This window comes from Undibacterium sp. Ji49W, assembly GCF_049340205.1.
Lineage (GTDB): Bacteria > Pseudomonadota > Gammaproteobacteria > Burkholderiales > Burkholderiaceae_D > Undibacterium.
In genome coordinates this window covers 393,126-418,428 of record NZ_JBMPOW010000001.1, presented here as the reverse complement: position 1 = coordinate 418,428, position 25,303 = coordinate 393,126, and the positions used below count along the sequence as shown (strand labels likewise).

The following is a 25,303-nucleotide window of genomic DNA, read 5'->3' as shown; positions in this document are numbered from 1 at the left end:
GTTTGCGAACCGACGTTTATCCACAACCCAGCAAAGTTAAATACACTGTCAGTTTTCAGCTACACCCCGCCGGAATACTGACGCACACACGAAAGGAAAGCATGCATATTTCTACCTTATCTGCCGCAATCTGCGTGGCGTCCGGAACATTGATAGCCATATCAGACGCCAGTACCGCAGAGACCGGACAAAAACCCAATGCCAAGATTGAATGGTTTTATGGGGCTATAGACAAAACCTCGGTACAAGCTTTTCTGACGAAAATGGCGGGGAAAAAGATAGAACGGCTAGGCATCAATTCTCAAGGTGGCGATGTTGACGCCGCACTGGACCTGGCTAACTGGGTCAAGGAACACAATCTGGATGTACAGGTGAGTGCTTTTTGCATGTCGTCCTGCGCCAATTATATTTTTACCGCTGGCAAGAACAAATACATCAACTCCGATGCCCTGATTATCTGGCATGGCAGCATAGAGCAGAAAAATTTCCGGGAATCGCAAACCAGTTATGAGGCGCTGGTTGAAAAATCCAGACAGGACGAGACATCACTGACAGTCGACGAAAGAAACTACCTGGAAGAACGGAGGGGGAAATATCTTGCGCTGGCAGCCCTGCGCGTAAAACAGACCACATTTTTCAAGAGCATACAGGTAGATGAAAGTATCACTCGTTTAGGGCAAGAACCTGTCAAATATCCATCAGGGAACTGGACTGCATCACTGGCCGTTATGTCGAAATATGGCATCACGAATGTCCATGCAGATGCCAACTACGGCCAGCCAGATTACATACAGGCATCCAAATTCAAGATCATTGCTTTTCGTCGTGGTGCATTGACATTTGATTTGAATGAACAGGGGGAACTTATTGCTTTGTCGGACTAAGCACACGCCAGGGTTTACTCGTTTCAGGATTAACCGGTTTGCGGTTCTCATTACTGGCGTAATCGTCTTCAAACACGGCCCATCCATTCGGGCGTTTCACCAGATACCAGAAGGGTAGTTTGCGGCCTCGCACGTGCAAGGGTGTGCCGTACAGATCCAGTTCGGATAAGTCCAGTTCCAGTCTTGCATTCACTTGATTGCCATTGATACTCAGCCTGCCCTGCTGGAAGCACCACTGTTCTTTTTCTGCACTGATAAAGCAGCCCTGTATCAAACGCGCCAGGTAAAGATTCGCTTCACGCTGGTCCAGTTTACCAAGTCGTTGATAAGGGCCCTGTTCCGGCCTTTTTTCCGTCTCATCAAGCAACCAGACCTTGTCGCCTTGCAGGCGCAAACAATACCTGCTTTCATCACCTTCATGCCAGGCCAGGTTTTGTTTGATCTGGCCATTTTTGATGGACAAGGCAATTTGCTGGCTGTCTGCTGCCTGCATGGCAGCAGTCCAATCGCCATGCTTATCCAGCAAAGCCAGAAAATGCGTGCTACTCCAATAACCTTCCAGCTTGCGTAAGCCGGCATCACCAGAACAAAGCTTGCCAGGTTGCGCCATCGCTGACGAACAGCACAGGGCGCAGAGTAGCGCAAGAAAAACAGGCCGATTCATAGGCCGATTCATAGACCGATTCATAGACCAATTCATAGACCAGGATTTCATTATTTAATCATCTTTGTTGAGGTCATTTTTGGGCAGTGAATTTTAACAGAAGAGTAATTCATCTCCAGACAATGAACAACGCTGGCCAGGATCTGCGCTATTACCTTACAGTCCACTAAAACTTGTCGCCTTTCTTCAGCAAGCTGGCAGTCAGTGAAACATCAAAATCATTCTGATGTTCTGGCGTCTGTTGCCGGACTTTGGCTGCCTGATCAAGTGCGACCAACAGGTTTGGCCTGGCTATCACAACGCCATCTTTTTTAACTTCCATCGTCACCATAACAGACTCCTTGTCATTCCCGGTTGCCGGTGTTTTCAGGCTAAAACTGAAATCCCAATTGCTTTGCTGCTCATCCATCTTGATGGCGAAGCTGGCTTCCCTGCCTTGCTTGACCACGATGCGGGGGCTGGACGTTTTCCCGCCCACTGTAATGGAAGTTGCAACCATATAGCTGTCAGCCTGTACCGTCTGTTTCACTTGCCCGGACGCAGCGTCGGTGCCAACCTGGCTTACCGGTGTCGCAGCCCAGGCGCTGTAGGCACTCAAACCACCAACCGTCAACAGCAGTAAATAAGCGGATGCACGTTGTAGCAAAGAAGGGCGGGTCTGACGTAAATGCATGATTCTTTCCTTTAAAGGATGTTGAGATTGCCAGTGACAGGCAATGGCGCTGGGGGTGAAATACAACTGGGTTTTCAGCATGGCTTCGGCATAGGTACGCCGGGCTTGCGGATGTTGAACAATCACGCGGGCATCGCAAGCCAGTTCCTGATCAAATCGAAAATACCTGACAGCAAAATGGACAATGGGGTTAAACCAGAACAGGCACTGCAACAGGGCAAACAGCGTATTCGCCAACAAATCGCCACGATGTCTGTGGATTTTTTCGTGGGCAATGATCAAGACTTGTTCTTCAACGGTATAACGTTGAAAAAAATCCCCTGGAACAACGATCCTGGTGCGTAGCAAACCCGTCAACGCAGGCCCGGCATTCGTGCTGCGGGCCAGGTAAAAATCCTCGTGCCTGGTCAGTTCACCTAAATCGTGCAAAAAACGCCTATGCTGAACGACAAACCGGGCCAGCATGAAGAAGCTGCCACTTGCCCACAATAACAGTATCAAACCCGACCAGTTGCGCCCGGCAGGCAATTCGATGGCCTGTACAACACCGGTCAATTGCGCAACAGGTATGACTAAGGGCTTGAAACTGTCCTGATAAGCACGATGCGGCAGCAACACGGCCAACATTGCCAATGGCAAAATCAACCATGCCCGGTAAGCGATCTCGGCCCCGGCGTAGCGACGCAAGGGCAGTCTCAGTAACAACACCAGCAATGCCAGTACCGCGCTGGCCAATCCCAGTTCTGTCAATATTTTCAAGTAGTTACTTGCCATCACCAAGTTCCTCTATCAGGCGTTTCAACTCGGCGATATCTTGCCTGGACAATTTCTTTTGTTGACTGAAATGCGCCACCAGCGGAGCTATATTGCCGTCAAACATGCGGTCTAGAAAACCCTTGCTTTCTGACTGTATCCACTGTTCGCGCTTGAGCATAGGTGAATATAAAAACCGGCGTCCGTCTTTTTCTGCCTGTATTGCCCCCTTCTTCAACAGCCGGTTCAGCAAGGTCTTGACGGTGGCCTCTTGCCATTCCTGCTGATCCAGCACTGCGGCAAACACTTCTTCAGCCGACAATGGGTGTTTTTTCCATAGCGCTTCCATGACGACGGATTCTGCCTCACTGATGGAGATGGTTTTCATTTGGGTTCTCTTTTCACTATTTGTGCAATTTCATCTGCATAAACATTTACAGATGTAATCGATAAACAATGATTACATCTGTAATCATTCATGTCAAGCAAGAATTTGCTTTGCCGGACTATCTTGTTGGCGACGGTAGCAAGCCTGCCATTTGCACCGCGTTTGTTGTGGATTTCCTTGCCATCCTGTTCCTTTGACGCCCTTCGGCGACATATATTTGCCTTTGCACAAATATATGCGCGGGTAATTCTGGAAAAAGCACGATATTGGGTTAAAGTTGTGCCTGCAAGAGGCGCAAAACAAGGCGCCATGCCAGAATAGAAAGAGATGCTGCCGGGCGAACTTGATTCGCCACACAAGCTGGCATCCACAAAGAGACGAACCACCTGGATCAAATTCATCATGCGTATTTTGCTAGCAGAAGACGATAGTGTATTGGCCGACGGATTGACCCGTTCACTACGGCAATCCGGCTATGCCACCGATTGTGTCAATAATGGCCAGGAAGCGGATTCCGCCCTGTCTACTCAGGATTTCGATTTACTCATACTGGATCTCGGCCTGCCCAAAATGAGTGGCCTGGAAGTCTTGCGCCGCCTGCGCGCGCGCAACTCACGACTGCCGGTCCTGATACTTACAGCGGCAGATTCGGTAGAACAAAGGGTCAAGGGTCTGGATCTGGGTGCGGATGATTACATGGCCAAGCCATTCGCGCTGTCAGAACTGGAAGCCCGTGTCAGGGCTCTGACCAGACGTGGTGCCGGCGGTGGACCAACGGTCATCAAGCATGGCCCCCTGTCATACGACCAGGTGGGACGGATTGCCTATATCCATGAACAGATGCTGGATTTGTCAGCCCGTGAACTGGGCTTGCTGGAAGTACTGCTGCAACGTACAGGTCGCCTGGTTTCGAAAGAACAGCTGGTTGATCACCTGTGTGAATGGGGTGAAGAAGTCAGCAATAATGCGATAGAAGTGTATGTTCATCGCCTGCGCAAAAAAATTGAAGTTGATGGTGTACGCATCGCCACCGTGCGTGGCCTTGGCTATTGTCTGGAAAAATTCTTTGTTGCTGCACCACCTGCGCCACCGACACCATCAGTGCAACCGCTCCCACCGGCCACGTCTGAGCAAAAATGAAGGCAAGATCAGGCAGCAGGTTCAGAAACAAGCCGGCTGTAGCGCCGGATGACAGCCTGACCCGGCCGGTGGAAGAAAAAATCCAGCGTTCCCTGTTTGGAGAAATCCTGGACTGGATGCTGGCACCCCTGCTGTTGTTATGGCCGATGAGCATCGCCATTACTTATCTGGTCGCCAAATCCATCGCCAACCAACCCTTTGACCGTGCACTGGAAGACAATGTGCTGGTGCTGTCGCAACAGGTCAAGGAAGTGGATGGCAAGGTATCGACACAACTCAGCAGCCCTGCACGCGACATCCTGCGTGCAGATGACCTGGACAATATCTATTTCCAGATCAAAAACAGCAAGGGCGAAGTCATCGATGGTGACCGTGAACTGCCGGCACCTGCCGAAGAAGACAAGCCACAAACCGGTACGGTACAGTTGAGAAACGAAAACCTGCGCGGCATCGATATCCGGGTCGCCTACAGCTACATAGACTTGAACAAGGTCAATCGCAGACAGGCCGATGGCCCACCCCATCTGGCACTGGTGCAAGTGGCAGAGACACTGGAAAAAAGAGCCTTACTGGCCAATGAAATCATCAAGGGCGTGATACTGCCCCAGTTCATTATCCTGCCTATCGCATTGGCACTGGTCTGGTTTGCCCTGAGCCGTGGCCTGTCGCCGCTGGCAGAGCTACAGTACAGGATACGGGCGCGCCGCCCTGATGATTTAAGTCCTATAGACTCGCGCCACGTACCGGAAGAAATCACTCCTCTGGTCACTTCCCTCAATGAAATGCTGGAACGTCTGGCGCAAACCATAGACATACAAAAACGTTTCATTGCCGACGCTGCCCACCAGATGAAAACACCACTGGCAGGCATGCGCATGCAGTCAGAACTGGCCTTGCGCCAGACTGATCAGGGTGAAATACATCGTTCGCTGCTGCAACTGGCCACCAGTTCCGAAGCGGCGACGCGTCTCGTCAATCAATTGCTGACGCTGGCGCGGGCAGAAAACCAGACGCCTGCCACCCAACCGCTGGAGCAGCTTGATCTGAACACCCTCGCACGTAGCGTAGTGCATGACTGGATACAGACTTCATTTTCAAAAAAAATTGACCTCGGCTTTGAACAGCAAGATGCACCAGTCCTGATTTTTGGCAGCCCCTTGATGCTGAGAGAAATGCTGAGCAATCTGATCGACAATGCCCTGCGATACACGCCGGAAGAGCACAATGTAACCGTCAGGGTCTCTGTCGATCATGAACAGGCACTGGCCTTGCTGGAAGTGGAAGACAATGGCCCCGGCATCCCGGTCGCAGAAAGAGAACATGTGTTTGAACGCTTTTATCGCATCCTTGGCACCAATGTGCAGGGCAGCGGCCTGGGTCTGGCAATCGTCCGTGAAATCGCCAGCCAACATCAGGCCAGCATAGAAATTGTCGATAACCCCCACCCGCAGGATACAGCTTTTCCCGGTTGTCTGTTCAGGATAATCTTCAGGCTCAATCCACATGATGAAATTTCTCTTGAGGCCGGAGCATGACTGAGCCTGACAATATGCCAGCAGGACCAGGACCTTACTGGCGCCATACCAAACGCCTGACATCGTGCCTGCTGCTGATATGGGCGTCGCTTAGCTTCGGTGTTCTGTTTTTTGCACGCGAACTGAGCGACTTGAGTTTCTTTGGCTGGCCGTTTTCTTTTTATATGGCGGCACAGGGGTTGACACTGAGTTTCGTCATACTGTTGGCCGTGTATTCCCTGGGCATGGCCTGGATAAGCCGCAAGCAAACAGGACCCTGATCGTATGCCACAACAACGATTTACACAAAGACTGACGCTGTACTATCTGTGGTACACCCTGCTGTTCTTCATCTTCCTGATCAGCCTGGCGATACTGGAAAAAGAAGGCGTACCACGTGCATGGATAGGCTATCTGTTCATGTTTGCCACCATCGTTCTGTACGCCGGCATCGGTGTCGTCAGCCGCACATCAGACATCACCGAATACTATGTCGCCGGACGACGCGTGCCTGCCGTTTTCAATGGCATGGCCACCGCTGCCGACTGGATGTCTGCCGCCAGCTTTCTGAGTCTGGCCGGTGGCCTGTATTTGCAGGGCTTTGATGGACTTGCCTACATCATAGGCTGGACCGGTGGTTTTTGCCTGGTGGCGATGTTGATTGCACCTTACCTGCGCAAGTTCGGGCAATACACCATTCCCGATTTTCTGGGTGCCCGTTTTGCCGGTACACCAGAAAACAATACAGTCAGGATACTGGCGGTATTTGCCACCGTTTTCATTTCCTTCATCTACGTGGTTGCGCAAATCTATGGTGTGGGACTGATCACCTCGCGCTTCACCGGCGTTGATTTTTCTGTGGGCATATTCCTCGGGCTGGCCAGTATCCTGGTATGTTCTTTCCTGGGCGGCATGCGGGCAGTGACCTGGACTCAGGTGGCACAATACATCATCATCATTGTCGCCTTCCTGATTCCTGTTGGCTGGCTATCGGTCAAACACACGCACAATCCGGTCGCACCGCTGACCTATGGATCGGTGTTGCCAGAACTGGTCAACAAGGAAAAACAATTCGCACAAAACCCCAAGGAACAGGAAGTCAGGGCCATCTATCGCCAGCGTGCGGCCGAATTGCAAAAGAAAATCCAGCAATTGCCACAGTCATGGGAAGAAGGCCGCTTTGAAGTACAGCACAGACTGGACGATTTAAAATCCGGCAATGCCTCCTTACTCGAAATCAAGGCTGCGGGGCGCATACTGGCGAATTATCCCAAATCACCACAAGAAGCAAAAACCCGCTGGACCGACATCCGCAACAATTATCTGAACAAGGCGCAACCCGGCTTTTCGCAATACACACCGTATGCGGCCAAAGACAAGAATGAATCGGATAACAAGCGTAATAATTTCATGGCACTGGTTCTGTGTCTGATGATGGGCACCGCCGCCCTGCCCCATGTACTGGTGCGTTATTACACGCCACCTTCGGTCAAGGAAAGCCGCGATTCGGTATTCTGGTCGCTGTTTTTTATCATGCTGCTTTACGTCAGCATCCCGGCACTGGCCATACTGGTGAAATACGATATTTATAATTCGCTGGTAGGCAGTGAATTTTCCAAACTGCCCTCCTGGGTAACCTACTGGGCCAGCATAGACAAGATCAACCCGCTGGTAACGATTACAGACATCAACCATGATGGCATAGTACAACTGGCAGAAATCGTGCTGGATGGCGACATCGTTGTGCTCGCCACTCCCGAAATAGCTGGCCTGCCGTACGTGGTGTCGGCACTGGTGGCCGCCGGTGGCCTGGCGGCCGCCCTGTCTACCGCAGATGGCTTACTGCTGACCATTTCCAATTCATTGTCACACGATATCTATTACAAGATCATCGATCCGCAAGCCTCTACCCAGAAGCGGGTGACCATCTCAAAGTTGCTATTGCTGGTGGTGGCATTGATAGCGGCCTATGTCGCGTCCTTAAAACCCGCAGACATCCTGTCGTTGGTGGGTGCGGCATTTTCGGTTGCAGCATCGGCCCTGTTTCCCGCACTGGTGCTGGGTATTTTCTGGAAGCGCACCAATCGCCAGGGAGCAATTGCCGGCATCATCACAGGCTTCGTTGTTTGTGTGTTTTACATGCTCTACAGCCACCCGCTGTTTGGTGGCAGCACCGCCAATCAGTGGCTGAATATTGCACCAATTTCTGCTGGCGTATTCGGCGTACCCGCAGGCTTTATCAGCATGCTGCTGGTCAGCTACCTGACACCCAGGCCAGATCAAAAGACGACTGAACTGGTTGATTTTATACGGCAGCCGTGAAGTAGCCTGCTAGCCATGCTGTCCCAGCATCCGATAAAATGCCGGTATGAGTACATCACTATCTTGTCGCCCCCAGTGTGCTGCCTGCTGCATTGCACCGTCCATCACCAGCCCCATACCCGGCATGCCTGATGGCAAAGCCGCAGGCGTGCCCTGTGTGCAATTGACTCACGATTTGCGCTGCGCGATTTTTGGTCAACCGGAACGACCAGCCTGCTGCTCAGGCTTGCAGGCTGCAGTCGACATGTGTGGAAATAACAGAGAACAAGCCATCCACTGGATCAGCGAACTCGAAAAGTCAACCCGCCCCGAATGAAAACTATCGCAACGGCTTTCATGGTGCATCCTTGCAAAAAACCACAATTTAAGATCGACGAATTGCAGAATCAGATCAAAAACAACTGGACACAGTAGCATAATCCGCATTTATTGAGATAAATCAGTGGTTTTTGCGTATAATTTCCCTATGGAAATATATTTCCAACTCATCCAAGTGTAGACTGAATAGTGAAATTTTAGTCTGCATTTTCAACTTGTCTTTCGACATAATTATAAGAAAATCTATGATCTCTCAGCTCAAACACCTATCAGTGGGTAAAAGGTTAGGCTTAGGTTTTGCCCTGATCCTTATCCTTTTTTTCATCACCACGGTTATTGCCATTTTCAAGCTCAATGCAGTTGCCGCCGCAACGGATAACTTGCTGAAAGACCCATTGACGACCGAACGTCTGATCAGTGACTGGTATCGCAATATACACACCGGGGTTCGCCGCACAACAGCCATTGCAAAAAGTAGCGACCCTTCACTCGCAAGTTTTTTCGCAAAGGAACAGGAAGAATCCACCAAAGCCTCCGGTCTGCTTCAAAAAGAAATTGCCGAACATATGCAAAAGCCCGATGAAATCGCGCTTTTCAAAGAAATTGGCGAGCAGAGACAGCTTTACCTCAATTCAAGAAACAAAGTCGTTAGCTTGAAAAAAGAAGACAAGGTGGATGAGGCCAATACCGCGCTGGAAAAAGAGTTCCTTCCGGCTGCTGCGATGTATATCAAGAAAATCGAAGCGATGCTGACCATGCAACGCAAGCAGATCGACGAAACTTCGGCTGAAATCCAACAGACTTACCAGTCCAGCAAAATCCTGCTGATCGTGCTGTCGGCGATCGCCGCTGTGCTGTCGGCAGTTTGCGCCTGGCTGATGGCGACATCGATCACCAGACCACTGGCCAGAGCCACGGCCGTCGCAGAAAAAATGGCCCAGGGCGACTTGAGCGAAATCATCCATATTCAACGCAATGATGAAATCGGTAAGATGATGACAGCCATTAATGGCATCAATACCGGCTTGAGTGGCGTCATAGGCGAAGTGCGCAATGGTACTGAAACCATCAGCGTCGCGGCAGCAGAAATTGCCACCGGCAATGCCGATCTGTCATCCCGTACCGAATCACAGGCAAGTTCGCTGGAAGAAACTGCCTCGTCGATGGAGGAACTGACTTCTACCGTCAAACAGAATGCTGACAATGCACGCCAGGCAAATCAATTGGTAATATCGGCTTCTGGCGTTGCAGTCAAGGGTGGGGAAGTGGTTGGGCAAGTGGTGACGACCATGGGGTCCATCAAGGAAAGCTCGAACAAGATCGTCGATATTATTTCAGTCATTGATGGCATCGCCTTCCAGACTAATATCCTGGCACTGAATGCAGCGGTAGAAGCTGCCCGGGCCGGTGAACAGGGACGTGGTTTTGCAGTGGTAGCGACTGAAGTGCGCAATCTGGCGCAACGCAGTGCCTCTGCTGCCAAAGAAATCAAGCACCTCATCGATGACTCTGTCGGAAAAGTCGAACATGGCAGCAAGCTGGTTGATACCGCCGGCAAGACGATGGATGAAATAGTCACCAGCGTTCAACATGTGGCCGACATCATGAGTGAAATCACCGCCGCCAGTCAGGAGCAGAGCGCCGGTATCGAGCAAGTCAATCTGGCGATAACCCAGATGGATGAAATGACGCAGCAAAATGCGGCACTGGTAGAAGAAGCTGCCGCAGCAGCAGAAAGCATGCGCGAACAATCTTCAAAACTGTCCGATCTGGTGTCGCAGTTCAATATCATTGCCCAGGCAAAAACGTCTGCAACACCACCAGCCCGTCAAACTGCACGCACAGCAGCCACCGGACGCGCACCTGCTGTAAAACGCGCTGCTGCACAACCAGCCAGAATACAGGCATCAGTAGCGAAGAAAAAGCCCGTGTCTTCTACGTTCGCGTCCAGAGATGACTGGGAAGAGTTTTGATATTACCCTACGGCAAAAACGCTCGTTGAATTGTCCGTCCGGATGAGGTCGGGACTGGTCATTGATGCCTTAGCTTGACACAAGAGGTACATAAATCCCATCCCTGCCGTTTCACGCTTTTTCTCTCTAAATGAAGAAAGCGCTGAAACGGCTAGATCTTGATACGCATGGAATCCCCACTCAAAAAGAACAGCGAGACACCATCTTCAGTCTGCTGGATGCGTATCACTGACTGTTCCAGGCTGGCAGCGTATAACTTGCTGCCATCCGGCCGGAAAATACCCAGCCACATGCGATGGGTACTGGTGCGTGAATTGGCTGCCAGCAAAAGATAATCGCGCCCGGCTATCTGCACCTGACTGGCCTGCAATTCACCCATGTAGAATGCCGAAGGTATGCGTTCCAGCAGGACGCGCAAGCCATCGTTGTGTACCTGTATCAGCAAGCCATTGTCGGTGCCGGAACGGACGAAATTGAATTCGTAAGAACCAAGCCGGGTGGGTGTATTGCGCCGGATATGGACATGGTCTTCAAAATCGGCAAAGTAATTATTGCGGTCGGTACGCGGCTGTTTGCTCACGCTATCCTTGATCATTTCGGTCTGCACATGCTTCTCCTTAAATTCAGGGTAATTCCAGGCTTCTTCTCTGACTGCGTCACTATCCCGCGCTGCACCTGCCACACCGCCGCCAATAATGGGCAAAGGTATAAAGCAGGCGCTAAGGCAGATACTCACGCACATTCCCACACACACTCTCAAACTCTGGCGGACCAGGTGGCCGGCGTATGCCCACCGGTTCCAGCGATACTGCGTTGAACTGGTCAGTCCATTCATTGCAGTTCCGGCCTGATCACCAACCTTCTGCCTGTGCCCGAGGTATCCACCATCGAAATGCCGTCGGCATGCTCGGTAAATTGCCAGGTACCATGTGGCAGGCCTATGCGATACACGGTATGGCCATCCGGGCCAAAAATCGCTAGCCACATGGGCTTGTGCAGAAAGCTATTGGCGACTGTCAACACATAGGCTTCGCTTCCGACCTTGAGTTTGGCTACCTCCAGCCGACGATAACTTTGTGCGCCTGTAAATACCGGCGATATTGCTTCACGTACAAGGAACTGGCCATTTCTGCTGATCTGCACTTCATCGACGAAATCTGCTGTCATGGCATTGGCTGTTATAACCGGAGATGCTGGAGCCACAGTCGACACCGCTGACAAATGGCGGGGCTTGTGATAACCGATGACAAATTCCTGCAAACGGACTGGGACCGAGCCATCAACCTTGACGTGATGAGCAAACTGGGCCAGATGTTGATCTGCATCCGGGAACGGCCATAAAAACTGCTGTCTCAACAACATCACTTCTACCTGGCTAGTGCGGTACTCCGTCAGCACTTGCTCCATCTGCCCTGAACCGGCAGTCGCCTGCGTTGGTTGTGCTGGCATGGTGGCAGTGCAGGCAATCAATCCCGGCAGCAGACTGGCTATAAAGCCATACCTGCAATATGAGATGGATTGTTGTAACAGCCTGAACATGGGTAATAAGCGCTTTATAAAGACAGGACTAAAAGTAGGTATGAAGATACGATCAAGGACGATGACAAAGTATCGCGATTGATGTATGGAGGAACAATGAAATTCGGAAAGGTACCGGAATACGGAACCTTAGGTGCAAGAAACTGCCATCTGGCAAGTCTTTATTCTTATTATTTTTATAAATTCATTCCACTACGGGGTATTTACGGGCAAAATTCTGCGCAGGCAGGCATGCGCCATGTTAAGCTTCGTGCCGACCAATTCCCTGCTTAACCTCCCTCTTTTTAGTGTCGTATGGACTTAATAATCGCGATCAAAATCATCATCATGGGCATCGTCGAAGGTTTGACGGAATTCTTGCCCATCTCTTCTACTGGTCACCTGATATTGACGGGTAGTCTGCTCAATTTCACTACCGAAACCGCCAAGGTTTTTGAAATTGTCATACAGGCAGGTGCGATTTTTGCTGTGTGCTGGGAATACCGCAAAAAAATCATTGGTGTTATTGCTGGCCTCGCAACTGATCCCAAGGCGCGCAAATTTGCCGTCAACCTGATCGTGGCGTTTTTGCCGGCAGCTGTACTTGGCGTATTGTTCATCAAAAAAATCAAGGCTCTGCTATTTGCCCCTGTGCCAGTTGCCATGGCATTCATCATAGGTGGCATTATTATTCTGTTCGTTGAACGTAAGCATAAAAACGTCGATGAAAATGATACCGCCCATGCGCGCATACAATCAGTGGACGACATGAGTATTGTCGATGCACTTAAAATAGGTTTGGCACAGTCGCTGGGCTTAATCCCAGGCACCAGTCGCTCTGGTGCCACCATCATCGGTGGCATGCTGTTTGGTTTGTCGCGCAAGGCGGCAACCGAGTTTTCTTTCTTCCTGGCGATACCGACACTGCTAGGTGCTACCGTGTATTCGCTGTACAAGGCGCGGGAAGATTTGTCGATGGCAGACTTGCCCATGTTCAGCCTGGGCACGGTTGCAGCCTTTATCTCTGCCTTTTTTTGCGTGCGCTGGTTGTTGCGTTATATCAGCTCGCACAATTTCAATGTGTTTGCCTGGTATCGTATTGCCTTTGGTATCATGATTCTGATTACCGCCTACACGGGCGTAATTACCTGGGCCGACTAATTGGTGACAAGCGCAGTGACTGAAGCAGGCAATACCACAAGCGATAGCGTTGAACAGGCTCTGCATTTATTGCAGACGGTATTTGGCTACCCGGCCTTTCGCTCGCAGCAGGGCCAGATCGTTGAACATGTCGTCAATGGTGGTGATGCCCTGGTGCTGATGCCGACCGGGGGCGGTAAATCCCTGTGTTACCAGATACCGGCACTGATACGCGATGGCGTTGGCATCGTCGTGTCGCCCCTGATAGCGCTGATGCAGGACCAGGTCGATGCCCTGGCAGAAGTCGGCGTGCGTGCAGCGTTTTTAAATTCCACCCAGAGTTTTGATGAAATCCTGGCGGTGGAAAAGAAGATGCGAGAAGGCGATATCGACCTGGTGTATATCGCCCCCGAACGTCTGCTGACCCAGCGCTGTCTGGAATTGCTGCAAGTCGTCAACATTGCCCTGTTTGCGATTGATGAAGCCCATTGCGTCTCGCAATGGGGACATGATTTCCGTCCTGAATACATCAAACTGTCGGCCTTGCATGAGCGCTTCCCGCATGTGCCGCGCATAGCCCTGACAGCCACGGCTGACCAGCAAACCCGCGATGAGATCATCCACAGGCTGCAGCTGGAAAACGCGATGCAGTTCGTGTCGTCCTTCGACCGCCCCAACATCCGCTACCAGATCGTAGAAAAAGCCAATGGCCGCAAGCAATTGCTGGATTTCATCAACGCCCAGCATAGTGGTGATGCCGGCATCGTATATTGCCTGTCGCGTAAAAAGGTTGAGGAGACAGCCGAATTTCTGAATGAAAACGGCATTACTTCCCTGCCCTACCATGCCGGTATGGATTTGCAAGACCGCAGCCGTAACCAAGCGCGTTTCCTGAGGGAAGACGGTATAGTCATGTGTGCCACCATCGCCTTTGGCATGGGCATAGACAAACCTGATGTGCGCTTTGTCGCCCATCTGGATTTGCCAAAAAGTATAGAAGGTTATTACCAGGAAACCGGTCGTGCTGGCCGCGATGGTGCCAGTGCCAATGCCTGGATGGCCTATGGCTTGCAGGATGTGGTGCAGCAGCGCCGCATGATCGATGAATCCGAAGCCAATGAAACCTTCAAACGGGTGCAAGGCGTCAAGCTGGACGCCATGCTGTCGCTATGCGAAACCCTGAATTGCCGGCGTGTACACATCCTTGAGTATTTTGGACAACAGGCCACACCCTGCGGCAATTGCGATACCTGCATCAGCCCGCCCAGCTCTTTTGATGGCAGTGTGGCGGCGCAAAAAATCCTGTCCACCGTGTACCGTGTCGATCAGCGCTTTGCTGCCGGGCATGTCATCGACATCTTGCGCGGTATTGATACTGAACGCGTACAGCAGTGGCGACATGACAAATTATCGACCTATGGCATAGGCTCAGACAAGAGCGAAGCCGAATGGCGCGCCCTGCTGCGCCAGTTGATTGCGCTGGGCATGGTCGCTGTGGATTATGAAAACTATAGCTCGCTGAAACTGACCGAAACATCACGCGCCGTCTTGCGTGGTGAAATCAAGGTACAGCTGCGCCAGTACAAAAAAGCAGAAAAAGCCGTCAAGCACAAACGCCAGTCGGCAAAAGATTATGCCGAGGCCGACCTCGACAGCACGGCCCAGGCAGCCTTCGACAAACTGCGCTGGTGGCGTGTGGAAACAGCGCGTACCCACAATGTGCCAGCCTACGTCATCTTCCCGGATGCCACCCTGCGCGAAATCGCCCGCCAGCAACCCGCCACGCTGCCCGCTCTGCGTGCCATCTCCGGCGTGGGTGACAAAAAGCTGGAAAGTTATGGCAAAGAGATTATCAGTCTGATTGAAGAATTGCAGATTTGATTTGTACTTTAAGCCTTAAAGCAAGACCTCTCAACACAGAGGCACGGAGACACAGAGGGGCACAGAGAAAAACAAGAATATCTTCACTTCCCCGACTACCATTTAATCTCTGTTTACCCTTGCCATCATGGCCAGCGGTTTTTGCCAGATCTGGCTGGCGAGATTTTAACTGTCCGAAGAACGTATCAGCATAGGATGCGTCTCATCCACGCAGTTGCCGTTCCAGTAAGCGTGTTCGAATGGTGTGATGGTGTCGAGGCGTTTTGCCAGAGCCCGGTCTGAAGCCGTGCTTTCGTCTATTTTGACGAAAATAGTATCAAAGGTATTGCTTTTTTTATTGTCCATACTCAGGGATACAAAACGTGTACCCCCGGCGTAACCGCCAAAAGCATTCCTGCCATCTACGATGCCGCATATCGAAATTTCGGTATTGCCGTCACTATTTGTTCTTTGTAAAACAAAAGAAGAACGAATCACCATGGAATCTGGATCTTTCATCATGCTCTTGAGTTGTTTGGTGGTGTTGTCTTCCGCCCAGCCAGCTGGCCCTACCATTTTATTGCGCGCATAGATAATTGCTACCAGTGCCAAAGGCACTGCAATGACGACAAGAATGATCCATTTTATAATTTTCATTATCTTCCGCTGTCCGGTTTGATGATTGAGTGACGTGTCGGCGCATTTTATTACTTCTTTGCCTACGAAGCTAACGTTGTAGGCAAATTATGGTTGACACAATATACAAACATTTAAACCAAATGTGACCATCGATGGGCATGTAAATATAGACGCATAAGCATGTACGCCTAAGGGTGGGCGTCTATGGGTAGATGATACGAGTGCATACATGCCTGTCAGCGCAACTGAACAGTCCAGGAAGCTGGGTAATGAAAGGGGAGTAACTAAGGCACTGTATAGGGGCACTAAGTCAGTTCAGCCAGTATTGCATCAATCTTCATTTTGGCATCGCGAATAACAGCCAGCTTGGCTTCAGTTTCGCCATTCGCCATGAAGGGTCCGCTGAATTGCTGGGTCATTTCCAAGCCATCTGCGCCATACTTTTGTACCTCGCCACTGGCTGACCAATGGCCATCAGGGCGTGGGAATGCAATCACAAAAATATCATAATTCTTGTAACGCATGGTTGGCATTCGCTCTATGGTAGTTTGAAACCTGCTGTTCATGTTACCTCCTCTGGCAATTGCTGCTGAGGCCTGTCCAGATTTTCAGTAACGAAAAACTGCCTGGACCCTGATGCCTCTGTGTGCAGCACCACGCAGACGCACAGCGCTTTTTTCGCTGGTGCGGTATTCCATCCACAGTTGATCATTGTCGGTTGGAGAATAGCGGAGACCAAACCTGGACAAGGCACCCGCCTTTTCCTGCTTATCTGATTGATTGGCAGGCTGGTTGTAATATTCTTTCGTGACACGTGCATACATACCCTGCCCGTTGCTACTTTGCGTACTGGCTGCGTTGTCAGCAAGCTGCGTGTCGGAAGGCAAAGGCGTTGCTGACGATTCACTCGAATCAGGCCGAGCAGATACAGTTTTGGTTTCGGTTTTTGCAGCTACCATCCTGTCATTGCTTGGCATATTCAGTTTGGTATATGTGCTTACAGGTGGTGCTGAAGAATGACCAGGCTGCGTGTCGATTTTCCCTGCACCAGTGGTCTCTTTGATTTCCTGTGCACAGGCATATTGTGCAACCATTAACAGGCTGCAAATGATCAGGGCTATATGATGGGCGTTCATGATCATCTCATCAGGAAAAACGAAGCAGCGAATCACAGTTGGCACTCCATACACAGTGCGTAATGCGGTATAGCGTATGCATAACCTTCCCCTCAGACAATCAAGTGCTTGTTAATTTTCCATCAGGTTCATATGCCCTGGCAATGTGGAGCAGGAACTGCCTTGACAGTGCGCAAGGCAAGAATCAAGCATTATTGTGCCGGTGCTTTCTTGATACTGATGATTATCATGATCTTACCCACACAGGATTGATTTATCTGTGTCTAAGCAATTCTTCCGAATTTGTTCTTTGATTCTACTTAATTCTAATATCTATTAACGTCATACAATGTTATTTCTGTATAGAAACAACGCCAAATCCACCTTGGATTTGTTACCCTTTGTGTCCTGTATCAATTCTGTTGTTTTGCACACAGTCGATTACATTGCATCCTTAATTTGTTTATATCTTTTCGTCTATTTTTTTAACTTCTTCCTCGCCTTGCCCTGGCTTTGCATCCGTGTTTGCATGATAGACGTGCACCTTAAAGAATTAAATCGGACTAAGACGATAGTTACGTAAGACTATGCTGACGAAGTTGCTAAAATGCAGTCCAAATCATGTTGCCAGACAAGCATGTGGCTGCCAGACTGATGCCCATCTTTAAACACAATTCAAACAACACCGGAGCCCATGCATGTCGCGCACTGAACGTCTGCTACAACTGATGCAAATTCTGCGCAGACATCGCTATCCCATCAGTGGTGCAGTGCTGTCGCAAGAACTGGGTATCAGTCTGCGCAGCCTGTATCGCGATATCGCCACCTTGCAAAACCAGGGGGCAAAAATTGCCGGTGAAGCTGGCCTGGGTTATGTCTTGCAGCCCGGCTTCACCTTGCCACCACTGATGTTTACAGAAGAGGAAATCGCGGCGATTGCCCTGGGGTCACGCTGGGTGGCACGACAGGCTGACCATAAACTGGCGCTGGCGGCGCGCGATGCACTGGCAAAAATTGCATCCGTCCTGCCAGCAGAAGCCAGGCAGGAACTGGAAACCAGTGGCTTGCTGATCGGCCCCAGTAGCAGCAACGCAGGCAATGATGAACAATTGCGCCAGGTGCGTCTGGCCATACGCAAACAACATAAACTCGTGCTGGAATACCAGGACGAAACCGGCAAAGCCAGCGAACGCACTATCTGGCCCTGTGCCCTGGCTTTCTTTGACAGCTTGCGCGTCATCGTCGCCTGGTGTGAGTTACGCAATGACTTCAGGCATTTTCGCACTGACCGCATACAGAGCTTGCAGGTAGCAGACCAGACTTATCCACGGTCACGCCAGGCTTTGCTGAAGGAGTGGCGAGTACAGCAGGGAATCAGGCCCGAACGTTAGACTACAAACTGAAAGGCAATTTTTTACAGACTCGCATAGTTTCCGCTCTGACTACTTTCAGTTTTATAATGAGACTTATCAATTGATTTAGCCCACACATTACAAGCAAGAATAATAAGATGAAAGCCAAGACGGACATCATCGCAGACGCATCCAGGTCCGCCAGCAAAGAACAGCGCCGTTTACAGATGGCCGATATTGCCCGTCTGGCCGGCGTATCCACCTCCACGGTATCCCGTGCACTAAGTGGCAGCAGCCTGGTCAATGATGAAACCCGTCAGCGCATTGCCGAACTGGCGCGTTCACTCAAATACTCCATCAATATTGATGCACGTAACCTGCGGCTGAAGCAGACCCGCACCATCGCCGTGGTTGTCCCCTTTGATTCGGAAACCCGCCAGCATCTGTCCGACCCTTTCTTTCTTGGCATACTGGGCAGTCTGGCTGATGCATTGACAGACCGTGGCTTCGACATGCTGTTGTCGCGGATAGATGCAGAACATCTGGACAATGCGGCCCAGATTTTTGATACAGGACGGGTATTGGGCGTGATTTTGATCGGCCAGTGGCGTCACCATGATCAACTGAACCAGTTGGCAGCACGTCACGTGCCCATCGTGGTCTGGGGCGCACAGTTGCCACAGCAATTGTATGTGACGGTAGGTAGCGACAATGTCACCGGTGGCCAGAAGGCGACCGAACATCTGATACAAAGCGGCCGCAAGCGCATTGCTTTTTTCGGTGACACACAATTACCCGAAGTGGCGCAACGCTATGAAGGCTATTGCAAGGCACTGGCGCAATACCGGATACCGCTGGATGACAAGCTGGTGGTACCTGCATCTTTCATAGAAGAAGGCGGCAAACTGGCCGTGGCAGAACTATGCAGCCGTAAAGTGTCTTTCGATGCCCTGTTTGCCTGTAGTGATTTGCTTGCCATGACCAGCATCAACAGCCTGCGCGACTATACTTATCGGGTGCCGGATGACGTGGCCGTAGTGGGCTATGACGATATCGAACTGGCGCGCTACTTCCACCCGCCCCTGAGCACTATACGCCAGCCCATGACACAAGCCGGTCTGGCTCTGGTAGATGCATTGCTGAAGCTGATCGAAGACGGGGACAGTAAAGCACAGTTGCTGCCAACCGAGTTGATGGTAAGAGCCAGCAGCGTTTAAATAACAAGCATTGCCTCGTACCTGGTTAGTTTTTCGGCCGAGCCCCCGGGGTGCAACGCCCGCGATCCTGCGGCAGCGGGCTTACACTGTGATCGCTTCCACCAGCATTTCATCCACCACCCAGTTCTGCAGCCAGGCGCCAATGTTGTTTTCTATCTCAGGATTGCTTTCAGCAGCACGTTCGCAGACATCGGCAAAGCGCTGACCCTGACCCAGTTGCCGCAGGGCTTCAGCCTCTTCCATGGTCAGCGATCTGAAATGCGACTGCAATTGCTTACGCCACACCACCCAGGTAAGCGCCTGCTCTGTATGAACCGGCTCTGGCGGAGTATGGTCTTCATTTAATGCCAGCCAGATGGCAACACTATTACTGTGCATGGCAATGAATTGCAATGAGCTGCTGGTACGAAGACCCACGGTTTCCCAATCACTGATATTAGCGATATCCGTCAGCTTGAGGATGGCATGATCAGGGGCATCAAAAGCGCAACCCAGTGCCCATTCAAACTGTGCCAGTTCAGCCACTTGCGGATGCTCGACAAACTGCTGACGCAACAAAGCGGCAAACTGTTCGCCAAACCAGCGCAGATTGCGATAAGTCGAAGGATGCGCATCAATGTAGGTAGCACAAGCCTGATAAAACAGCGCATCGCCCAGATAGCCATGGGTTTTACTATAGGCTTCTGACAAGGCATCACGAAGGCGCAGGCGATATGCCTGGTAATAAATATCCAGACGGGCATCATGCCCCAGGCCAGGAGTAACAGCCAGGTGCACATGCATGCTGGCCGCATCACGCTGGCCCAGAATAAATTCCTGGAAAGCCGTTTGCAGGGTTTGGATGTCGGCGCTATGGTTCATGATGCGGTTTCTTATGCAGCGCCGGCGACAGGCATTCTGTCAGCGCAAACAGCGGCGCAGATGCTGCGCGCCTGGTCCAGTTCAGCCACCAGTTCTGCCAGTGGCGGGATATTGTCGTCGCGCTCTATCATGCTGGGAACCGCGCCAAAGCGATGTATCGCTTGCGCATACAAATTCCACACGGGATCGGCTACCGGCTGATCATGCGTATCGACAATATGCGTACCATGATCGCTATGCCCGGCCAGATGTATCTGTTGCACACGATGTACCGGGATGCCGCACAAATAATCACCTGCATCAAAACCATGGTTGATGCTGCTGACGTAAATATTGTTCACGTCCAGCAAGATCATGCTGTCTGCCTGTTCGGCAATGGCTGCCACAAATTCCCATTCCGGCATGCTGTCGCTACTGTATTGCAGGTAGCTGGATACATTTTCCAGTACCAGCCTGCACCCCAGTACATCCTGCACGCGGCGCACATTATTCACCACCAGAGCGATAGTTTCTTCGTTGTACGGCAAGGGGAACAGATCATGCATGTTCTTGCCATGTACGCCGGTCCAGCAAATATGATCGGACACCCAAAGCGGTTCTACCCGGCGCATCAGATTCTTCAGGTCACGCAGGTATTCAGCGCTTGGACCTTGCGGGGTACCTATCGACATCGACACGCTATGCATCACCACAGGGTAATCAGCGCGAACGGCATCAAGCATGGCCAGAGGTTTTCCACCTGGCACCATATAATTTTCAGACAGGATTTCAAACCAGTCCACCGCTGGCTTGTCTGCCAGAATGGGCAGGTAGTGATCAGTACGCAGCCCCAGACCAAAGCCGGCAAAAGCAGTCGCACTGGCGGTTGTGGTTGATGTCGTCATGGAGTATCTACAGGTAAAACAGGGAAAGACAATGCGCTGATCAGGTGATCAACGCATTGCGCATTAGGTGAATGCGATCAGGATTTATTTGTCCAGATCAATGATCTTGCCGCCTTTGGCCAGGCACTGGCCTGCTGTCGTACCAACAAAACCATGGCCCTTGCAGGAATTTTGGCCCTTGCAGGCGTTTTCTGCTGTTTTGCAATCGCTGGTACCTTTGCAGCTATTGATGCCAGAGCAATGAATCTTGTCACCTGCACTGACTGTACTGGTAGCAGCAATAGCGTAGCCAGATAAAGCCATAGCAGCGGCAGCAGCGATCAGGGCACCGGTTTGGATAGATTTTTTCATGGTTGTTCTCCGTAAATTTAAGTAATTGAAACAAGTAATTGAAAGTGACTACATCAGGATTAAAGTCCTTCACTTGCCTGGCAAGCCAGCATCAACAAGCAGAACTCCAACATCAGTCGGGCCAATTTCAGATTACTTACACTTCCGGAGAAAATAATTTCAGTTTTTTTATTTCATCAATAGGTCACTGTCATGTGTCGACATTGACTGTCGGCACTTCACCTGATATCCGTCTTTGCCAATCTCTCCCGGCACAAGGCCGCGGCCAGCTCTGCCTGAATCACCATGCAGATCAAATGACGTTCTTCATTGACTTTGGAGTCCAGAGACACCAGCTTTCCTGGCATGCAGGTCTACACACAGCCAGCGACAAATACCAATACATTGCAACATCATGCAAGGCCGGAACGTCAGCCTGACTTGTTGTCAATTGATTTGCCAGTGTTGAAATGATTTAAATTGCAACCGATTGCACAAACCTTTATGTATTTGAAGTATTCCTACAAAGGATAGCGAGAGAAACTCTGATATATCAATTGTGCAATGCAATAATTTCCACTAAAAAGACCCTTTTCGTTGCTACGAAAATACACCACGTCAGCAGAAAAACTCATGAATAATAGACAGCTTCTTCTACAAATATTTGAACATTTTTGCATAGGGCGCAATGCTTTGCGCTGGCAAGGCACGTGTCTGCCTGCTGGATACTTTAAATTTTCCCCTCAAGAAACATTGCAGCATTTTATTGCATCGCATCTTTGCAATCGATTGCAAAGAATTTCCATTTGTCTGATAATTCTCTTCACCTGCACTACAAAAGATCTTCAACAGCGTTTGCCTTGGCAAACCAGGGATCGCAAAAAAGCGCCATAGAGTACGACGGCTGATATCGACCCAAATCGACCCAAATCGGCCCGAACGTCCAAAGAGCGCGGCGAAAATTGTTGGAGGTCTTTTGCAACGACACAGCCCCGTGCCAACCAGCGTGGTGCTGATCATCGGGCAGTAAAGAGACATGGCATGTATGGCGCAATGCTGTACAGCCTCACAAAAATGATGAAAGCGGAGACAGCAATGAAATCATCACCTATCAAATTGACGCGTATGGCCAGCGTCATTTCCCTGGCAGTACTGCAAATGAATAGCGTGTGGGCGCAAGATGCGACGCCTGTACAGGACAAGGAAAAAAATTCCCTGAACCTGAATTCCGTCATCGTGACGGGCACACCAACAGGCACATCGAAGATGAAGGCCAGTGTATCCATCAGTACCCTGGATGCAGACCAGATCGCGCAATCAGCACCGACCAATGCGGCAGAAATCTTGCGTGCCATTCCCGGTGTACGCTCTGAATCCTCCGGTGGCGAAGGCAATGCCAATCTTACAGTGCGCGGTGTACCTATCTCTGCCGGTGGTGCACGTTATGTACAATTCCAGGAAGATGGTTTGCCGCTGCTGCAATTCGGTGACATCGCCTTTGTCACGCCAGACATGTATCTGCGTGCCGACGGCAGTCTCAGTCATCTGGAGGTAGTGCGTGGTGGCACGGCATCCACCATGGCGACCAATTCGCCAGGCGGCATCATCAACTTCATCAGCAAGAACGGCAAGGAAACCGGCGGCAGCATAGGCATCAGCAAAGGTGTCGATTTTAGCCAGACCCGCTTTGACTTTGATTACGGCGCAGCCTTGTCAAACAAGACGCGCTTCTTTATTGCCGGTTTTTACCGCAATGGCGATAGCTCACGCCCTGCCGGTGTCACTGCTGAAGATGGCGGACAACTGCGCGCAAATATTACGCAAGAACTGGATAATGGCTACCTGCGTCTTAGCATCAAACATCTGGATGACAAGACACCGATGAATATGCCGGTACCAGTACGTACCGTGAATGGCAGTATCTCTGAATTGCCTGGCATAGACCCGCGTACTGCCAGTTTTTATTCGCCTTACTGGACATCCGACATTGTTCTGGACAAAAACAACAATAAAATCTCGACCAATGTGAATGATGGCCTGCATGTCGTCAACAATGCCTTTGGCGCCGAAGCATCTCTGAAAATTGCCGATGGCTGGACGCTGGATGAAAAATTCCGCAAGTCCACCAATACCGGCCGCTTCATTTCCATCTTCCCGGCTGACGCCGGTGTCAGCGGCAAGGCCGCAATCAATATGAGCTATGCCACCGGCCCCAACGCCGGCAAGGCATACACTGGCACAGCATTCACTGCCACCGTATTCAATACTTCGATTGATGACCTGGGCAGTACTGTCAATGACATCAAATTGTCCAAGGTATTTGAAACAGGCAGCGGTAAATTCGCTACCACCTTGGGCTGGTATTCGTCCCTGCAAAATCTGGGGGTGACATGGAACTTCAATCAATACCTGATGCAGGCCAGCGGTGACAAACCTGCTCTGCTCAATTCAAATGGCACCATCGCTGGCTCGCCTGGTTTGCTGGCACAGGGCACCGACGTATTTGGCGGCTGCTGCAACCGCAACATCGACGCACAATATAAAACCAATGCCGCCTACGCCAACCTGGGCTGGGAAAGTGGCAACTGGAATCTGGATGGCAGCCTGCGTTATGACAAGCAAGATGCCAGCGGTACCTTCAATCAGGCCGTCAACCAAAGATACCTTGCCGCCAATACCAAATTCATCAACTATGGCGTCAACCATACGTCTTACTCTGCCGGTGCCAATTATCGCGTAACCAAAGATATTGCGGTGTTCGCCCGTATCAGTGAAGGTATCGCCTTCAATGCCGATCGCATCATGTTTGGCAATCCGCTGGACGGCACGACACCAATCAGTACGAATATCGTCAAGCAGACCGAGGCAGGCGTGAAATGGAAAGCAGGTGACTTCAGCAGCTTTGTGACCCTGTTCCAGGCCAAAACCGCCGAATCAAATTTTGAAGCGACAACCCAAAAATTCACTGCCAATAACTATGATGCCAAGGGTGTAGAGATTGAATCCAGTTTCCGCTACGATGCCTTCCGCGTGACTGGCGGCCTGACCTATACCAATGCCAGCATCACTGCTGCCAATGACAAGACGGTCATCGGCAAGACCCCACGCCGCCAGGCCAGCTACACCTACCAGATAGCCCCAACCTACACCATGGGCAATGCAGTCTTCGGTGCCAGTCTGATAGGTACCAGCAAGTCTTACGGGGATGATGCCAATACCCTGATATTGCCTGCCTTCAACGTCCTGAACGCCTTTGTCAACTACAGCATCAACGATCAGATCCAGTTGTCGCTGAGCGTCAATAACCTGACGAATAACATAGGCTACACCGAAGTGGAAGGCGACGGCCATGCGGCAAGGTCCATCAATGGCAGAAGCATCAGAGCATCGTTGAAATATAGTTTTTAGTAGCTACGACGGAGCACGGCTCCATACGTAGAAAAAGCGAGAAGGCAGCATAGCAAACAGTATCAGCTTGGGTTGAGAATTGAAAAAACGCAATCGCACAATCGTACTGGAGTACGACTACGCATTTGTAAAAAAACAATCCACTCAAAATCACGCTGCGCAATAGCTCCGTTCACACTTGCAGAATAGTTTTACTCCCTGGTAGCACTTGGGCTCCCTTTACATCCCCAACATGTAAAGGGAGCCATTTTCTCCTCTCCTGTTTTTCTAAGGTTCAGCCCGTATCATGTCCGTGCCATTCACTACCGATCGTTTTTTAACAAGTCTGCTTGCTGGCATGTCATCCGGGC

The 25,303-nt window shown here is 50.8% G+C and carries 24 protein-coding genes; 12 read left to right on the top strand and 12 right to left on the bottom strand.

Translation table 11 applies throughout. From position 1 onward, the window contains the following. The first annotated feature begins 101 nt into the window (after window positions 1-101). Window positions 102-884, top strand: coding sequence for a hypothetical protein (locus tag ACO0LK_RS01820; protein WP_422971597.1), 783 nt, complete (start codon window positions 102-104; stop codon window positions 882-884). On the opposite strand, the gene ACO0LK_RS01815 is transcribed toward ACO0LK_RS01820, so the two are convergent. The 4 genes from ACO0LK_RS01815 to ACO0LK_RS01800 all read right to left on the bottom strand — a co-directional run bounded on the left by ACO0LK_RS01815 (window position 865) and on the right by ACO0LK_RS01800 (window position 3,766). Next, the gene (locus tag ACO0LK_RS01815; protein WP_422971595.1) at window positions 865-1,548 is read right to left on the bottom strand and encodes a hypothetical protein; all 684 of its coding nucleotides are present in this window, start codon (window positions 1,546-1,548) and stop codon (window positions 865-867) included. The two genes, ACO0LK_RS01820 and ACO0LK_RS01815, sit on opposite strands and share 20 nt — an antisense overlap. Window positions 1,549-1,714: 166 nt before the next feature. Then, complete coding sequence (locus ACO0LK_RS01810) at window positions 1,715-2,995, bottom strand: M56 family metallopeptidase (RefSeq protein WP_422971593.1); 1,281 nt, start codon at window positions 2,993-2,995, stop codon at window positions 1,715-1,717. Next, complete coding sequence (locus tag ACO0LK_RS01805) at window positions 2,985-3,362, bottom strand: BlaI/MecI/CopY family transcriptional regulator (protein WP_422971591.1); 378 nt, start codon at window positions 3,360-3,362, stop codon at window positions 2,985-2,987. The genes ACO0LK_RS01810 and ACO0LK_RS01805 overlap by 11 nt, the downstream gene beginning before the upstream one ends. After that, window positions 3,359-3,766, bottom strand: a complete 408-nt coding sequence (locus ACO0LK_RS01800) for a hypothetical protein (RefSeq protein WP_422971589.1) — start codon at window positions 3,764-3,766, stop codon at window positions 3,359-3,361. The genes ACO0LK_RS01805 and ACO0LK_RS01800 overlap by 4 nt, the downstream gene beginning before the upstream one ends. Between ACO0LK_RS01800 and ACO0LK_RS01795 the strand changes: the two genes are divergently transcribed. The 6 genes from ACO0LK_RS01795 to ACO0LK_RS01770 all read left to right on the top strand — a co-directional run bounded on the left by ACO0LK_RS01795 (window position 3,765) and on the right by ACO0LK_RS01770 (window position 10,629). Then, window positions 3,765-4,502, top strand: coding sequence for a response regulator (locus ACO0LK_RS01795; protein WP_422971587.1), 738 nt, complete (start codon window positions 3,765-3,767; stop codon window positions 4,500-4,502). The two genes, ACO0LK_RS01800 and ACO0LK_RS01795, sit on opposite strands and share 2 nt — an antisense overlap. Continuing rightward, a complete protein-coding gene (locus ACO0LK_RS01790) occupies window positions 4,499-6,037 on the top strand; it encodes a sensor histidine kinase N-terminal domain-containing protein (RefSeq protein ID WP_422971585.1) in 1,539 nt (512 codons plus the stop codon). Before ACO0LK_RS01795 ends, ACO0LK_RS01790 begins: the two co-directional genes overlap by 4 nt. Beyond that, a complete protein-coding gene (locus ACO0LK_RS01785; protein ID WP_422971583.1) occupies window positions 6,034-6,297 on the top strand; it encodes a DUF4212 domain-containing protein in 264 nt (87 codons plus the stop codon). The genes ACO0LK_RS01790 and ACO0LK_RS01785 overlap by 4 nt, the downstream gene beginning before the upstream one ends. 4 nt (window positions 6,298-6,301) lie before the next feature. Further along, the gene (locus ACO0LK_RS01780; RefSeq protein ID WP_422971581.1) at window positions 6,302-8,338 is read left to right on the top strand and encodes a sodium:solute symporter family protein; all 2,037 of its coding nucleotides are present in this window, start codon (window positions 6,302-6,304) and stop codon (window positions 8,336-8,338) included. 46 nt (window positions 8,339-8,384) lie between these two features. Next, window positions 8,385-8,654: a YkgJ family cysteine cluster protein gene (locus ACO0LK_RS01775; protein ID WP_422971579.1), complete on the top strand. Its 270-nt coding sequence runs from the start codon at window positions 8,385-8,387 to the stop codon at window positions 8,652-8,654. Window positions 8,655-8,901: 247 nt separating this feature from the next. Continuing rightward, a complete protein-coding gene (locus ACO0LK_RS01770; RefSeq protein ID WP_422971577.1) occupies window positions 8,902-10,629 on the top strand; it encodes a methyl-accepting chemotaxis protein in 1,728 nt (575 codons plus the stop codon). Window positions 10,630-10,780: 151 nt separating this feature from the next. On the opposite strand, the gene ACO0LK_RS01765 is transcribed toward ACO0LK_RS01770, so the two are convergent. Both ACO0LK_RS01765 and ACO0LK_RS01760 read right to left on the bottom strand, forming a co-directional pair. Beyond that, on the bottom strand, window positions 10,781-11,365 hold the full coding sequence (locus ACO0LK_RS01765) for a hypothetical protein (protein ID WP_422971575.1): 585 nt from the start codon (window positions 11,363-11,365) through the stop codon (window positions 10,781-10,783). A gap of 95 nt (window positions 11,366-11,460) precedes the next feature. Beyond that, window positions 11,461-12,078: a hypothetical protein gene (locus ACO0LK_RS01760; protein WP_422971573.1), complete on the bottom strand. Its 618-nt coding sequence runs from the start codon at window positions 12,076-12,078 to the stop codon at window positions 11,461-11,463. A 384-nt stretch (window positions 12,079-12,462) separates the two neighbouring features. On the opposite strand from ACO0LK_RS01760, the gene ACO0LK_RS01755 reads away from it, so the two are divergent. Beyond that, on the top strand, window positions 12,463-13,308 hold the full coding sequence (locus ACO0LK_RS01755) for an undecaprenyl-diphosphate phosphatase (protein WP_422971571.1): 846 nt from the start codon (window positions 12,463-12,465) through the stop codon (window positions 13,306-13,308). Window positions 13,309-13,311: 3 nt separating this feature from the next. Continuing rightward, window positions 13,312-15,168 carry a DNA helicase RecQ gene (gene recQ, locus ACO0LK_RS01750; RefSeq protein WP_422971829.1) on the top strand — a complete coding sequence of 619 codons (1,857 nt, stop codon included), beginning with the start codon at window positions 13,312-13,314 and terminating at the stop codon, window positions 15,166-15,168. Between the two features lie 165 nt (window positions 15,169-15,333). Here the strand turns inward: recQ and ACO0LK_RS01745 are convergent, their stop codons facing one another. From ACO0LK_RS01745 to ACO0LK_RS01735, 3 genes are all read right to left on the bottom strand, one after another. After that, the gene (locus tag ACO0LK_RS01745) at window positions 15,334-15,804 is read right to left on the bottom strand and encodes a hypothetical protein (protein ID WP_422971569.1); all 471 of its coding nucleotides are present in this window, start codon (window positions 15,802-15,804) and stop codon (window positions 15,334-15,336) included. 287 nt (window positions 15,805-16,091) lie between these two features. Further along, complete coding sequence (locus ACO0LK_RS01740) at window positions 16,092-16,352, bottom strand: hypothetical protein (protein ID WP_422971567.1); 261 nt, start codon at window positions 16,350-16,352, stop codon at window positions 16,092-16,094. Between the two features lie 42 nt (window positions 16,353-16,394). Continuing rightward, a complete protein-coding gene (locus ACO0LK_RS01735; RefSeq protein ID WP_422971565.1) occupies window positions 16,395-16,922 on the bottom strand; it encodes a hypothetical protein in 528 nt (175 codons plus the stop codon). Window positions 16,923-17,599: 677 nt separating this feature from the next. On the opposite strand from ACO0LK_RS01735, the gene ACO0LK_RS01730 reads away from it, so the two are divergent. Next, complete coding sequence (locus ACO0LK_RS01730) at window positions 17,600-18,292, top strand: helix-turn-helix transcriptional regulator (protein WP_422971563.1); 693 nt, start codon at window positions 17,600-17,602, stop codon at window positions 18,290-18,292. Window positions 18,293-18,411: 119 nt separating this feature from the next. After that, window positions 18,412-19,470: a LacI family DNA-binding transcriptional regulator gene (locus tag ACO0LK_RS01725; protein WP_422971561.1), complete on the top strand. Its 1,059-nt coding sequence runs from the start codon at window positions 18,412-18,414 to the stop codon at window positions 19,468-19,470. A gap of 81 nt (window positions 19,471-19,551) precedes the next feature. Here the strand turns inward: ACO0LK_RS01725 and ACO0LK_RS01720 are convergent, their stop codons facing one another. From ACO0LK_RS01720 to ACO0LK_RS01710, 3 genes are all read right to left on the bottom strand, one after another. After that, window positions 19,552-20,331 (bottom strand): putative DNA-binding domain-containing protein, encoded by a 780-nt coding sequence (locus tag ACO0LK_RS01720; protein WP_422971559.1) that lies wholly within the window; start codon window positions 20,329-20,331, stop codon window positions 19,552-19,554. An 11-nt stretch (window positions 20,332-20,342) separates the two neighbouring features. Further along, window positions 20,343-21,215 carry a DUF692 domain-containing protein gene (locus ACO0LK_RS01715; protein WP_422971557.1) on the bottom strand — a complete coding sequence of 291 codons (873 nt, stop codon included), beginning with the start codon at window positions 21,213-21,215 and terminating at the stop codon, window positions 20,343-20,345. Window positions 21,216-21,299: 84 nt separating this feature from the next. Beyond that, window positions 21,300-21,566, bottom strand: coding sequence for a hypothetical protein (locus ACO0LK_RS01710; RefSeq protein WP_422971555.1), 267 nt, complete (start codon window positions 21,564-21,566; stop codon window positions 21,300-21,302). A gap of 1,074 nt (window positions 21,567-22,640) precedes the next feature. On the opposite strand from ACO0LK_RS01710, the gene ACO0LK_RS01705 reads away from it, so the two are divergent. Then, complete coding sequence (locus ACO0LK_RS01705; RefSeq protein ID WP_422971553.1) at window positions 22,641-24,953, top strand: TonB-dependent receptor; 2,313 nt, start codon at window positions 22,641-22,643, stop codon at window positions 24,951-24,953. The last annotated feature ends 350 nt before the right edge of the window (window positions 24,954-25,303 follow it).